The sequence below is a fragment of the Ruegeria sp. HKCCD7181 genome, from assembly GCF_057221055.1.
In genome coordinates this window covers 155,359-167,554 of sequence record NZ_JBWVBC010000011.1, presented here as the reverse complement: position 1 = coordinate 167,554, position 12,196 = coordinate 155,359, and the positions used below count along the sequence as shown (strand labels likewise).

General features: G+C 55.4%; 10 protein-coding genes and 2 pseudogenes. 9 read left to right on the top strand and 3 right to left on the bottom strand.

Going from position 1 to position 12,196, the window contains the following annotated elements:
* On the bottom strand, positions 1–354 hold a 354-nt coding region (locus tag AC2TCY_RS19395), incomplete at its 3' end, for an IS6 family transposase (RefSeq protein WP_480849925.1).
* A gap of 1,042 nt (positions 355–1,396) precedes the next feature.
* Here AC2TCY_RS19395 and comD point away from each other — a divergent pair.
* The 4 genes from comD (at position 1,397) to AC2TCY_RS19375 (ending at position 4,546) form a co-directional block, all read left to right on the top strand.
* Positions 1,397–1,903, top strand: a complete 507-nt coding sequence (comD, locus tag AC2TCY_RS19390; protein WP_480849923.1) for a sulfopyruvate decarboxylase subunit alpha — start codon at positions 1,397–1,399, stop codon at positions 1,901–1,903.
* Positions 1,900–2,454 (top strand): sulfopyruvate decarboxylase subunit beta, encoded by a 555-nt coding sequence (comE, locus tag AC2TCY_RS19385; protein ID WP_480849921.1) that lies wholly within the window; start codon positions 1,900–1,902, stop codon positions 2,452–2,454. The genes comD and comE overlap by 4 nt, the downstream gene beginning before the upstream one ends.
* A gap of 63 nt (positions 2,455–2,517) precedes the next feature.
* A complete protein-coding gene (locus AC2TCY_RS19380) occupies positions 2,518–3,450 on the top strand; it encodes a hydroxyacid dehydrogenase (RefSeq protein WP_480849919.1) in 933 nt (310 codons plus the stop codon).
* Complete coding sequence (locus AC2TCY_RS19375) at positions 3,434–4,546, top strand: alpha-hydroxy acid oxidase (protein ID WP_480849929.1); 1,113 nt, start codon at positions 3,434–3,436, stop codon at positions 4,544–4,546. Before AC2TCY_RS19380 ends, AC2TCY_RS19375 begins: the two co-directional genes overlap by 17 nt.
* Here AC2TCY_RS19375 and AC2TCY_RS19370 read toward each other — a convergent pair.
* Complete coding sequence (locus tag AC2TCY_RS19370) at positions 4,527–5,408, bottom strand: LysR substrate-binding domain-containing protein (RefSeq protein WP_480849917.1); 882 nt, start codon at positions 5,406–5,408, stop codon at positions 4,527–4,529. The two genes, AC2TCY_RS19375 and AC2TCY_RS19370, sit on opposite strands and share 20 nt — an antisense overlap.
* A gap of 198 nt (positions 5,409–5,606) precedes the next feature.
* Here AC2TCY_RS19370 and AC2TCY_RS19365 point away from each other — a divergent pair.
* Together AC2TCY_RS19365 and AC2TCY_RS19360 are read left to right on the top strand one after the other, a co-directional pair.
* Positions 5,607–6,299, top strand: a pseudogene (locus AC2TCY_RS19365) (DDE-type integrase/transposase/recombinase).
* Between the two features lie 421 nt (positions 6,300–6,720).
* Positions 6,721–6,911, top strand: a pseudogene (locus AC2TCY_RS19360) (DDE-type integrase/transposase/recombinase); the annotation flags it as partial.
* A gap of 75 nt (positions 6,912–6,986) precedes the next feature.
* On the opposite strand, the gene AC2TCY_RS19355 reads toward AC2TCY_RS19360, so the two are convergent.
* Positions 6,987–7,934 carry a LysR family transcriptional regulator gene (locus tag AC2TCY_RS19355; protein ID WP_480849915.1) on the bottom strand — a complete coding sequence of 316 codons (948 nt, stop codon included), beginning with the start codon at positions 7,932–7,934 and terminating at the stop codon, positions 6,987–6,989.
* 103 nt (positions 7,935–8,037) lie between these two features.
* Between AC2TCY_RS19355 and AC2TCY_RS19350 the strand changes: the two genes are divergently transcribed.
* The 3 genes from AC2TCY_RS19350 to AC2TCY_RS19340 all read left to right on the top strand — a co-directional run bounded on the left by AC2TCY_RS19350 (position 8,038) and on the right by AC2TCY_RS19340 (position 12,127).
* Positions 8,038–9,411 carry an aminotransferase gene (locus AC2TCY_RS19350; protein ID WP_480849913.1) on the top strand — a complete coding sequence of 458 codons (1,374 nt, stop codon included), beginning with the start codon at positions 8,038–8,040 and terminating at the stop codon, positions 9,409–9,411.
* A 25-nt stretch (positions 9,412–9,436) separates the two neighbouring features.
* A complete protein-coding gene (locus AC2TCY_RS19345) occupies positions 9,437–10,867 on the top strand; it encodes an NAD-dependent succinate-semialdehyde dehydrogenase (RefSeq protein ID WP_480849911.1) in 1,431 nt (476 codons plus the stop codon).
* A gap of 264 nt (positions 10,868–11,131) precedes the next feature.
* A complete protein-coding gene (locus tag AC2TCY_RS19340; protein WP_480849910.1) occupies positions 11,132–12,127 on the top strand; it encodes a taurine ABC transporter substrate-binding protein in 996 nt (331 codons plus the stop codon).
* Positions 12,128–12,196 lie beyond the last annotated feature (69 nt).

Below are 12,196 nucleotides of genomic sequence, written 5' to 3'. Positions count from 1 at the left end.
GAAGATCTTCGTCGCAGCGGCTTTATTCCGGCGCTCAGACAACATGAAATCCAGGATTTTGCCGTGTTTGTCGATCGCTCGGTAAAGATAAACCCAGTCGCCCTTCACTTTCACATGTGTTTCATCCATGCGCCACGAACGGTCTGCGGGACGCTTTCTATACCGCGCTGCTTCACCAATGAGGCCTGCATATCGACTGACCCAGCGGTTTAGCGTTACATGATCCAGATCAACACCACGTTCCGACATGATTTCTTCCAGATCCCGGTATGAAACACCGTAGCGCAGGTAGAAGAAAACCGCGTGCAAGATCACGTCCTTCGGAAGATGCGTGCCCTTAAATGTGACCGTCACGGCCTGCTCCTGTCATGTTCTAGTGCGCGCTACCAGAAATGCACTCGACCTGACAGGTAAGGGCGAAGTTTGCGACAGAACCCGAATCGCCTCTTCGGACCATCCGGGCCGTACGCCGCGATACGGTCGAAAAACTGATATTGCTCCTTTTATGTTCGATCGGCGCGACCTGGACTTGTCGAGGTTTGCAGGCGACGAATGCGAAGGTGGTAGCACACCTCGTTCAGCAATGGATGTTCGATTATTGCACATGTCGATGCTTGCCCGATGGCAATAAGCGGCCCAATCCCTGTTGCCGTCATCAGGCGACGCGCCATTTCATTGTCTCGCGCATGACGTACTATCTCCGTATCAAGTCGCTTATCCGGCTGTTAAACGGGTCAGCATTTCTATTAGCCCCTTTACGCAAGACTGCGCCGCTTCCAGTATCGCGGTCTCATAATCTTCTACTATCTCGACCAGCTTGCGGCTGTTGCCAACCCGCCGCGGAGCTACGTGACCCAGTTCTTTGCGGTGGTCCTGCAGGGCATTGATCAGTTGTGGGCGTTACCGAACCAGAAGCTCAAGGGTCCGAAACATGATCACCGCCGCTTATGCCTCTTCGCTCTTTACAGGGACACACTGCATCGTTTTTTTGTCGCTTCACAAACGGTCTCACATACAGTGGAGGATTAAGCCTGACATCACGACCCAGTCGCCACCTAACACCTCGGTAACCAGGCAAAAACTCAAGGACTTGACCTCTACGTAATCTCCTCTGAAAAACTGCGTGACTCGTCGGATCCATTTCGTGCACCCGGGAAATGTTCTTCTCCAAGTCCGGGCCAATCACGGTATCCGCTTCCTTAGATGCCTCCATTCAGGTCGTCTGCAAACCCGCCATGACACATCAAGGCCAGCTGGGGCGTCTACACCTTCAGTGCCACCGATGGTTCGGCTTGTAAGTAAATGTTTGATTTACATTATGTCAAAAAACTATGGATTGATTTCAAGTTCCGCTTGCGCGACAGAAGGATGAAATCTTCAGAAAGCGAAATCAATCATGTCCATCCATGCCAGGATAGCGGATGATCTGATTGCCAATCAGATCGAGTTCGTGACCACGGTACCCTGTAAGCAACTCGCCGGAGTTATCGAAGAAATCGATGTGCGCGCCGAAATCCACCACGTTCCTTCTAACAAGGAGGACGAGGGTATGGGGCTCTGCGCGGGTGCGTGGATGGGCGGCAAACGCCCGGCTATAATCATGCAGAACACTGCCATCGGTGTGACGATCAACACGCTGGCAACGCTAATTCAGTTCTATCGTATGCCTTTGCCGATGCTGATCTCTTATCGTGGCGAGTTACGGGAACCGGTTGCATGTCAGGTTGAGATGGCGGTGCACACCAAGGCCTTGCTAGCCCAGCTCAACATCCCGACCTATCACTTCCACAAACAGTCCGATGTCGAAGAACTCGACATGATCCTGAAATACACTTTCATGTGCAACAAGCCGGTTGCGATCCTGACCGATGCCAATTTCTGGGGAGGCTACGGCGACCAATGATCCGTTCTGAAGTTCTAAAGAGAATTGCACCGATCCTCAGCGATCAACTGGTTGTCTGCAACATCGGCATTCCCAGCCAGGAACTGCATGCCATCGACGACCAGCCGACCAACTTTTACATGCTGGGCACGATGGGATTGGCTTCATCCATTGGTCTTGGATTGGCGTTGTCACAGCCGAAAACGGTCATCGTGATTGACGGCGACGGTTCGGTCCTGACCAATCTGGGCACGTTGCCGACCATCGCGAACAATGTGGCGGACAACTACATCCTACTGATCGTGGACAATGGTTCTTACGGCTCCACCGGGGACCAGCCAACCTATGCGGGCCAAAAGACCTCGCTGGCGGCCGTGGCGCAGGCTTGTGGCTGCGAGAATGTGGTCGAGTGCCGGGCCGAAGATACCGGGGCCGCCCTGCAGGCGGCACTGGATAGCTGCAAAATGACAGTCATCGTCTGTAAATGCGAAAGCGGGAATGCCAAGATGCCGGTAATCACCATGGACCCGGTAATCATCCGCGACCGCTTCATGAAGGCGGTTCAGGCTTGATCTCAAACTCTTGCGGGATAGCCAACGGCATTCCCCAACCATCCTCCCACGGAGACACCGGCCATGGCCGAACGCATAGTCATTTCCGAATTTATGGATGAGGCTTCGGTCGCTGATCTCGCCTCGGATCATGACGTTCTCTATGATCCTTTTCTGGTAGATGATCCGCAGCGCCTGCATCGGGAGTTGGGGACTGCTGCAGCTTTGATTGTCCGGAACCGGACCCGCGTGAATCAGGCTTTGCTGGAGGCCGCACCCGGCCTGAAATGCGTCGGTCGGCTTGGAGTCGGTCTCGATAATATCGATCTGGAAGGTTGCAGGGAACGTGGGGTCACCGTGCATCCCGCAAGCGGTGCCAACGATAGCTCGGTTGCCGAATACGTCATCACCAGCGCTCTGGTGTTGTTGCGCGGGGCTTATCTGGGCAATGCCCGGATGGTATCTGGCACCTGGCCCCGGCAGGAGATGGCCGGACGAGAAGCCAATGGAAAGGTTCTAGGGTTGGTTGGCTTCGGATCGATCGCACGAGAGACGGCACGGCTGGCGAGGGCGATAGGATTGAAAGTTGCCGCAATGGATCCGTTCCTCATGGCCAATGACCCGGTCTGGAACGGTGTGATCCGGCAGGATTCATTGAAAGAACTGTTGGCGGTAAGCGATGCGCTCAGCCTGCATGTTCCGTTGACGGATCAGACACGGCATATGATTGACCGCAAAGCGATTGCGGCGATGCGAACCGGTTCAGTTCTGATCAACACCGCGCGGGGTGGGGTCGTTGACGAGGCCGCCGTGATCAGGGCGCTGAAAGCAGGCCATCTTAGCGGGGCGGCGCTGGACGTATTCGAAATTGAACCGTTGACAGAGGCTGCGGCCGGTTTTTTTCAAGATGTGCCCAACTTGATCCTGACGCCTCATATCGGTGGGGTGACCGAGGAATCAAACGTACGGGCGAGCGCAGTAACGGCACGAAATGTCCGAAATGCTCTGGCGAGGTGACATTCACACCCATCGGGACGCGCAACGTCTTGCCCGCAAGCGGTTGCCATGGATGGTCTTTGACTACATGGAAGGGGCCGCCGGGACCGAGCTTGGTGTCTCGCGAAACCGTCAATCTCTGGATCGGGTTCTGCTGGCCCCGCGCGTATTGCGGGACGTGCAACACCGCAGTCTGGCCGTCCCAGTTTTTGGAACTGAACGCAGCTTGCCCTTTGGGATAAGCCCCATGGGGATGTGCAATCTGGCGGCGCCTGGCGCCGATCTGATGTTGGCGCGGCTATCCGCGCGGCATCAGTTGCCGCATGGCGTGTCAACGCTGGCCTCTACCAGCCTTGAGCGCATACAGGAGGTTGCCGAGGGGTATGCGTGGCTGCAACTCTACTATGGTGAAGACTCCTGGCGACTGGTCCCGCGCGCGCAAGCGGCCGGTTACGATACCATCATTCTGACCGTTGACGTCCCTGAGGTTGGTCGCCGACCGCGAGATTTGAAAAACGGATTCAGGATGCCATTCCGCATCGGCCCGCGTCAGTTTCTCGATTTCGCACTACATCCCCGCTGGTCACTGTCCGTGTTGTTCAAAGGCAAACCGACGCTCGCCAATTTCGGTGGACAGTTCGGGGATTTTGACCGCGAGGCAAGCCGGGCCGCTGCCGATTGGGACTATCTGAAACGACTGCGACAGGAGTGGCCTGGCAAACTGGTAGTCAAAGGGGTAATGGATCCTGGCGATGCCCTTACGCTGCGCGACGAAGGCGTTGATGCTGTGCAGGTTTCCAACCATGGCGGGCGTCAATTGGAATGTGCGCCAGGAGCAATTGATGCATTGTGTCGGGTTCGCGAAGCTGTTGGTCCTGATTATCCGGTGTTCTTCGATAGCGGAGTTCGGTCAGGTGAGGATATCGTCAAAGCATATGCTGTAGGGGCTGATTATGTCTTCCTCGGGCGTCCACTGCTTTATGCCATTGCCGGGGCGGGTGAGGCTGGTTTGGTACAGTATTGCGAGGCTCTGCAAGCTGAGATGCACCAGGTCCTGGCGCAGATTGGCATCTGCTCGTTATCCGAAATCGGTCAACCTAACCTTTCCGTCTTGTGACCGTCGCAGTGACTGCGTCATGAAGCCCATCCACGAGCTTTGTTTTTGCGCAATCAGCGCGGGTCATAATGCCTAACTGCCGCTCCATCCCATTTGCATCGAGTGGAAGGCGGCGCAGCGCCGAGAAAACCGTGTCCGGCACGCAGATATCTGGAACAACGGATACGCCAAGATTATGCGCAACCATGCTGGACAGAGATTCCAGCGAATCCATTTCCATCGAAACCTGAACCGACAACCCCGATTTTGCCAACCACCGGTCCACGAGCTGCCCGACCGCAGCGCGACGGGTGTGGCGGATGAATGGCATGTTCCGCAATATCCGGCGAGGATCCGTTTCGGTGATTTCCTTGGCCGTGATCAGGACTAGAGGTTCGGCCGCAAAGCGGCGCCAGACCAGTTCCGGCCCTAGCGGTCCGGATACGCTAAGAATAGCGGCGTCCAGCGCGTTACGTTCGACCTGTTCCACAAGGTCTCCGGACAGACCAGGCACCACGCGCACGTGGATTTGCGGATATAGCTCCATCAGGTGCTTGAGCGCTCTGGGTACCAACTCGCGAATGGTCGAAGGAACGGCACCTAGCGTCAGCTCACCGTACAAACGAGCTTCGCCGACCAGGTCGTCGACCAGATCGTCATAGGCCAGCAGGACCGCTCGGGCACGGGGGATCAATGCTAGCCCGGTTGCATTGAGTTTCGGCGACTTCTGGCTGCGGTCGAACAGTTCGGTTCGCAACAGATCCTCAAGCCGGCGCATCTGCTGACCAACGGCGGCGTGGGTGACACAAACCTGATCTGCGGCTCGAGAAAAACTGCCGCGCTCGGCCACGGCGACAAGCGTGCGAAGCAAGATCAGCGACATCGTTCAGACCTCTTACTTGGGCTGACCATCAAACATCTCCCGGTGCTGCCGGGGCCGCGTTGGTCGCAAAATAGTCCTGACAATTGTCGATAAAGGCCTGTGTTGATATTGCCAAGTTGCTTTTGCCCGTCGCTCGGGTATCCAGTGTTAACGATTTGGATGCCTCGCCTGAAAGGCTTTCGCTGTCCTTGAGAATTTATCGCTAACACTGTCTGGGCCTATCACCAGTTCAACATGAGCACTGCCGACGTCAAAGACCTGCTTGCAGAACGGGGTGTGATTTCCATCAGGGAAGCGATCGGGCTCAGGTGCTACCGCTTTGGCCGGCGTTTTCCCAGACTGCATCAGGCGCGACCGCCCCGTACCGCGCGAGAAAATGGTACTTCAATGAGATGGTTATCTTGATCTGCGATAAGAGATATGGCTATGGCTGGTCATCGAAACGGATAAGAACGTGCCGGATATCCTCGGAAAATCCAGAGAATATGTCCCGGCGACAAAGCGCTTTCTGAACCGGTTGGTCCTGCTTTTTAGCCAACTCCGTGTTGGGATAACGGACAAACTGCATAGCTTTATCAAACCAATAAAGGCACTGTCGCCAACCACGGATCATCGGGTTCAAAAAGAGTTTTAGCAACTCAGTTGAGGTTTCGCACAGGTACCTTGAAAACAAAATGATTCCTGGTCGCTTCAAATTGTCGTGGCAAGACCCAAAGTTCCTCACCGTTCACGATCTGGTCGATCTAATCTTTCACCCTCGTCGCTATAAATTTTCCGCTGTCATATTTCGCTAAACCCGATCAGATGTTTTTTAGCCTGTGGGCAGACTACACCTTGGAAATGGCGGCTAGGTCGCCGTTCAATCGGTTTAATAGCACAAAGCTTAAATAACTTGGCGATACCATCCCACCTCATCTGCCCTTCTCCACCATTTCTACAAAGCCGACTGCTGCAGGGGAAGACGTTGCATGGGGATGCACAGCGAGGCCGACGGTGCGCTTTCTGGCCGGATTTGGTGATTTGTCCGCTTTTAGAGGTTTTGTGCCAGTTGGCCACCTGATCTAAGAGAGGATCTGGCTCACACTGTTGGCTTGATTATGCTGCGGAATAGCTGTGAAGCAGGCGCCGGGTTTCGATGGCCCTTCGTTCGATCCTTTCTCTTTGTTTCAGAATGACTTGGCCGCGCCCGAAGATGACGTCAGCGGGAATTATTGCTATCGACAAGAGTGGTGCGAACATTGTGGGAATCAAAGCAGTCAACAAAATGCTAAAGGGCTTTGGCTGCCCGACCCCGATTCAGATGATCCGGCGGAAACTTCTCAATAACTTGGTTGAGCAAGATCACCGCTTTATCAAACGACGGATACGGCCGGTACTTGGCTTAAGTCCTTTGTTTCCGTATCCGCGACGTTGGATGGATTCGAAGTAGCTCAGATGGTCGCTAAAGGCCAGATCGGAGGCCGAGTCTGTCCGTTCGAGCAGTTTGCTCAGTTGGCGGCTTGAGACCTAAAACCTTTCCGCGAAGTTCCTTCTTCAGGTATATTGCGGTGGATCCCCATCACCGACAAACAAGCCGGATCACTTAGTTGAAGCAAATGGGTTCGTTATCACGCGGTGTGATTGGGCGGTTTCAGACCGGAAATAATCCAGACAACCGTCTATAAAGGCCTGCGTCAGCATTCTGAGCTGGCCGGGCAAATAACCGATAACAAGATCGAGCGTCCGATCCGGCGGATCTTTTAATGGAATGCATCTGATCTCCGAACCATAATAAGTCAAATTGACATTGGGCCGCATGTTCAGAACCGAATACCCCACTCCCGCAGCCACCAGAGAACGGACAGCTTCTACGCTGGAGGCCCCGACAATTACGTTCGGACTTACGCCAAATCGCTTCAACATCGAAGTATAATATTCAAGTGTGGCTGGTAGATTCAGAATAATGAAATTTTCGCCTTCCAATTCGGAAAACCGGACGCTTTCGTTTGAGGAGAACCTGCTGATCTTAGGGGCCACCAAATAGGGTGGAATCGACAAAAGCGGTTGCCACGAAATTTCGGGGCGAACTGCATAATCTTGAAAGATGGCCACATCGAATGAACCGTCAAGGAGACCGTTTTGGGCTTGCTCGTTATTGCAGTCTACCAGGTCGATCTGAACGCCATCGCTTTGTTGAAGAAGGGGACGGATGATTGATGGCAAAAAGGCAGGGCCGACAGGTGCAAAATACCCGACCTTCAGATTGCCGCGAAATGGTGCGCCCAACCTATCATTACCACTTGAGAAAAGATCGAATTCCTCAAGTAGGCGCTTGGCCCTGGCCAGAACCTCGCGCCCAGCCGGCGTCATTGTGATCCCCTTGGCGCGCTGACGGAAAATGAGCTGGGTGCCGAACTCTTCTTCGAGGGTCGAGATCGCAACAGAAATGGCAGAGTTGGAAATCCTAAGTTGATGGGCTGCTTTTGTCAGACTGCCCAGCTCACATGCGGTGGCGAAGTAGCGTATGGCCTTAATGGATACATTCATCGGATTTTTCGACATTAATTCGCAGTTTTATACATTTTTCTAAATAGCTTGTCGAGTGCTAGAAGCTTCAAAGAAGATCAGCGGCTACATCCAGGAGGTTGTCGTGGCAACAGAACCTAATAACACTTTGTCCAGGTTGGATGCTAAGCATCATATCCATGGCAATACGGACCCCCATCAGGTGGCCGAGAACGGTGCGATGATCGTGACCGGTGGGCGGGGCATCCGCATCACCGACGATAACGGCGACAGCTATATTGAAGGGCTGGCAGGGCTTTGGTGCGCCTCGCTAGGCTTTAATGAGGAGCGCTTGGTCAAAGCGGCCGAAATGCAGATGCGCGAGTTACCGTATTATCACGGCTTTTTTGGGCGCGCACCGGTGCCGACGGTCAAGTTGGCGCAGCGGCTGGCTGAGATCACACCCAATGGCATTGAGAAATTTTTTTTCGCCTGCTCAGGATCGGAAGCGATTGATACTGCGATCAAGATGATCTGGTACTACAACAACGCAATCGGGCGGCCGAAGAAAAAGAAGATGATCTCGCGCCTGAACTCCTATCACGGTGTGACCGTTGCGGGGGCCAGCATGACTCGGATTAAGATCAATCAGGACGGATTCGACATTCCCATTGATGGTTTTCTTCAAGTGTCCTGCCCGCATTATTATCGTTTTGGCAAGGATGGCGAGACCGAAGAAGAGTTCTCGGCGCGTCTGGCAGCAGAACTGGAACAGACCATCCTGGAAGAAGGCCCCGATACGATTGCGGCATTCTTTGCCGAACCAGTGCAGGGTGCGGGCGGTGTAATACCTCCTTCGAAAGGGTATTTCGACCTGATCCAGCCGATTCTTAAGAAATATGACATCCTGCTGGTCGTGGACGAGGTGATCTGTGGTTTTGGTCGCACCGGCAATATGTTCGGTGCGAACACCTACGGGTTGAAGCCCGATCTGATGACCATGGCCAAGAGCCTGTCGGCCGGCTATCAGCCGATCTCGGCCGTGGGTGTGACCAACGAGGTTTTCGAAGGTATCGAAAAGCTTGCGGGCGAGAAGGGCGTCTTTGGCCACGGCTTTACCTATGGCGGCCATCCGGTGGCGGCGGCGGTGGCGCTGGAAACTCTGAAAATCTATCGCGAGCGTGACACCATCGGTCATGTACAGCGCGTCGCGCCCAAATTTCAAACCCGCCTGAAGGCACTGTCGGATCACCCGCTGGTGGGGGAGACGCGCGGCGTCGGCCTGCTGGGCGCCGTCGAAATGGTGGCCAACAAGAAGACCAAGGACAAATTCGACCCCGCCATGGGCATGGGGGCCAGGGTTTTTTCCGAGACCAGGAAGAACGGCCTTTTGTTCCGCAATGCTGGTGACACGCTTTTGTTCTCGCCGCCGCTGATCATCAACGAAAGCGAGATCGACGAGCTGTTCGACATTCTTGAAAATGCGTTGAACACCGTTGCGGCGCAGGCATTGGCTTAATCCAAACCCTGACTGGAGGGACAGAATGAACCAAGACGTCAAACTGTTTATCGACGGAGCTTGGGTGGATGCTTCGGACGGCGGCACTCAGGATTTGGTGAATCCTTCGAACGGAGAGCTGATCGGCCAGGTCGCCGTCGCCACACCCGACGATATCGAGCGCGCGCTGCACGCTGCAAAAAAGGGGTTCGCCATCTGGCGCAAGACCTCGGCCTGGGACCGGGCGGCGGTCCTGCGCAAGGCGGCGCAATTGATCGACGCGCGTCAGGAAGAGATGGCGCGGCTGTTGACGCGCGAGCAGGGCAAGCCCCTGGCCGAAGCACGCGGCGAGTTGAGCCGCTGCGCCGAGACCTTCGAATGGTGCGCCGCCGAGGCAATCCGGTCCTATGGGCGGGTCTATCCGCAGCGCGCCGCCTCGGGCCGTCAGATGACGGTTAAGGAACCGGTTGGTCCGGTTGCCGCCTTTACCCCGTGGAATTTCCCGGTGGTGCTGAGCTGCCGAAAACTGGCAGCGGCCCTGGGGGCGGGATGCTCGATCATTCTCAACCCCGCTGATGAGGCCCCAAGCGCGGTGTCAGGCATCATTCAGGCGCTCCACGAGGCGGGCGTGCCCGCAGGTGTTATCGGCCAGTTGACCGGCAACCCGGCGCAACTGTCGGAAACGCAGGTCAATTCTGCGGTCATTGCCAAGGTCTCTCTGACCGGTTCGATCCGGGTGGGCAAACTGCTAAGTTCGATGGCTGGGGCGCAGTTGAAACCGGTGACGATGGAACTGGGCGGCCACGCGCCGGTCGTGGTGTTCGACGATGCCGATATCGAACGCGCCGCCGCCCTGACCGCCGGGTTCAAATACCGCAACGCCGGGCAGGTCTGCCTGGGCGTCAGTCGCATCTATGTGCAGGATGGCTGCTTCGAGCAATTCTATGAAGCTTTCGCCAAGCATGTCGAGGCCATTCGCATGGGTGACGGGATGGACCCGGAATCCACCATGGGACCGATGGCCAACGAACGCCGGGTCGAGGCAATGGAGCAGATCGTGGCGGATGCAATCGCGCATGGAGCAACGGTCACCCATGGCGGCAAGCGCGGCGAACAGGGCTGCTATTTCGAGCCGACACTGCTGCGCGACGTGCCTGACAACTCGGTCCTAATGACCGAGGAGCCGTTCGGCCCGGTCGCACCTGTCGTGTCCTTCAGCACCTATGACGAGGTTGTCGAGCGCGCCAACGCATTGCCCTATGGGCTTGCCGCATATGCGTTCACCAATTCGCTGAAGACTGCAACCGATATCGCCGACGATTTCGAGGCGGGCTGGGTCGGCGTTAACGAATTCACTCCTGCCCTGGCCGAGGCGCCGTTCTGCGGGTTCAAAGACAGCGGGTTGGGTGCTGAAGGTGGCCCGGAAGGGTTTGACGCCTATTTGACAACGAAATTCGTTAGCCAGCTTGGCCTGTAATCTCCCAAACTTGTCCCCGCAGCACCGGTTGCGGGGATTTTTTTGGCCCCTAAGACACCGGCGACTATCCGAGTTATGCGGATTTCTGTTGAAACGTTGAATTTCACCAACCGGCAGGCAAACTCTACTTCATCGGTTTTTCGAAACAAAATTAGCGATATTTTGTTTTTTTTATTTGTTTTGACGCGGTGCTAAGGTTTTTGCGCATTCAAATGCGCGGGCGGTTCACGTCTAGATCCCGCCTATCCAACAAGGGAGAAGAATATGAAGAAGATAGTTTGCGGCGTGCTGACCTCGGCGCTGACGATTTGCACAGCGGTAAATACCGCCCTTGCCGCGGATGAGATCACGGTGGCTTACTTCTTGGAATGGCCGATGCCTTTCCAATATGCGAAGGTCAACGGAACCTATGAGGAAGAGCTTGGTGTCAAGATCAACTGGGTTTCCTTCGATACCGGAACTGCAATGTCGGCGGCGATGGCATCAGGTGACGTGCAGATTGCCGTTAGCCAAGGTGTACCGCCCTTCGTGGTGACCACTTCGGCAGGTCAAGACCTGCAGATCGTTGATGTGGCGGTCAGCTATTCCGACAATGACAACTGCGTTGTGGCCGAAGCGCTGGAAATCGACAGGGACAACGTCGAGGAACTTAACGGCAAGAAAGTCGGTGTGCCGATCGGAACCGCGGCCCATTTCGGCTTCTTGTCGCAGATGGCGCACTTCGGCGTTGATGTCAGCACAATGGAAATCGTCGACATGGCACCGGCCGATGGCGCCGCTGCTTTTGCCCAGGGTAATCTCGACATGGTTTGCGGTTGGGGCGGAGCGCTGCGACGGATGATGGAGCACGGGAACATCCTTCTGACCGGCGCAGAAAAGGAAGAGCTGGGTATCCTGGTGTTTGACGTCACCAGCGCCCCAGCAAGCTTTATCGAGGCGGAAGGCGACTTGCTATCCAAATTCCTGAAGGTCACCGCCGATGCCAACGAGCAGTGGAAATCTGGCTCCAAGAACGACGAAATGTTGCCGGTCATCGCCCAGGATGCCGGAATGGACGTCAGCGAAACCGAAGCGACAATGGCCACGTTCACCTTCCCATCCGTTGAAGAACAGCTTTCCGACAAATGGCTTGGCGGTGGCGCACAAAGCTTCATGAAGGGTGTCGCCGACGTCTTCGTGTCTGCGGGCAGCATTGAATCGGCTCTGAGTTCATATGATGCAGCGGTAAACTCTGGTCCGCTTTCTGCGTCGCAGGATTGAACTCGATCAAATCACTATGGCGATCGGCTCGTTTCTCGGGCCGTTCCCATATTTCTGTTAGCAGGAAGG

Coding starts and splice junctions, on each gene's coding strand:
- AC2TCY_RS19370 (WP_480849917.1), bottom strand. CDS start 5,408: ATGTCGCTGATCTTGCTTCGCACGCTTGTCGCCGTGGCCGAGCGCGGC.
- AC2TCY_RS19375 (WP_480849929.1), top strand. CDS start 3,434: ATGCTCTGGCGAGGTGACATTCACACCCATCGGGACGCGCAACGTCTT.
- AC2TCY_RS19345 (WP_480849911.1), top strand. CDS start 9,437: ATGAACCAAGACGTCAAACTGTTTATCGACGGAGCTTGGGTGGATGCT.
- AC2TCY_RS19340 (WP_480849910.1), top strand. CDS start 11,132: ATGAAGAAGATAGTTTGCGGCGTGCTGACCTCGGCGCTGACGATTTGC.
- AC2TCY_RS19355 (WP_480849915.1), bottom strand. CDS start 7,934: ATGAATGTATCCATTAAGGCCATACGCTACTTCGCCACCGCATGTGAG.
- AC2TCY_RS19380 (WP_480849919.1), top strand. CDS start 2,518: ATGGCCGAACGCATAGTCATTTCCGAATTTATGGATGAGGCTTCGGTC.
- comE (WP_480849921.1), top strand. CDS start 1,900: ATGATCCGTTCTGAAGTTCTAAAGAGAATTGCACCGATCCTCAGCGAT.
- comD (WP_480849923.1), top strand. CDS start 1,397: ATGTCCATCCATGCCAGGATAGCGGATGATCTGATTGCCAATCAGATC.